We start from the raw sequence: 458 nt of genomic DNA, 5'->3' as shown, positions 1-458 counted from the left end.
GTTTCAGCTGTCATGTTTCAATTTTCAGCTTGTTCCAGATTGTTAAAGAGCAATATCTTAAACATGACTCTTGCGAATCAGTTTTAAGATTTTTTGATATGGTGGAGCTAAGCGGGATCGAACCGCTGACCTCCTGCGTGCAAGGCAGGCGCTCTCCCAGCTGAGCTATAGCCCCATATCAGAAAAGCATGTCACACCTTATCTACTACCTTCGCCAATTCGCTTCTAGTCAAAGCGAAGTCCTACGACGTTTATTCACATAAACGAATAGGGCGACAACGCAGGATAGGAGAGAATTGGTGGGTCTGAGTGGACTTGAACCACCGACCTCACCCTTATCAGGGGTGCGCTCTAACCACCTGAGCTACAGACCCGACAAGGTGCTTTAAGACTTAACCGCGAAGATTAAGCCTTATGCTCTCTTTCATTTCATCAGACAATCTGTGTGAGCACTTCAC

The 458-nt window shown here is 46.3% G+C and carries 2 tRNA genes; both read right to left on the bottom strand.

Annotation, left to right across the window (positions count from 1 at the left end):
* Positions 1-99: 99 nt before the first annotated feature.
* Positions 100-175, bottom strand: a tRNA-Ala gene (locus tag E5C26_RS24545).
* 122 nt (positions 176-297) lie between these two features.
* Positions 298-374: transfer RNA gene (locus E5C26_RS24540), tRNA-Ile, on the bottom strand.
* Positions 375-458: the final 84 nt, after the last annotated feature.

The sequence above is a fragment of the Serratia proteamaculans genome, from assembly GCF_004684015.1.
Lineage (GTDB): Bacteria > Pseudomonadota > Gammaproteobacteria > Enterobacterales > Enterobacteriaceae > Serratia > Serratia proteamaculans_F.
This window is presented reverse-complemented; position numbering and strand designations above follow the sequence as displayed.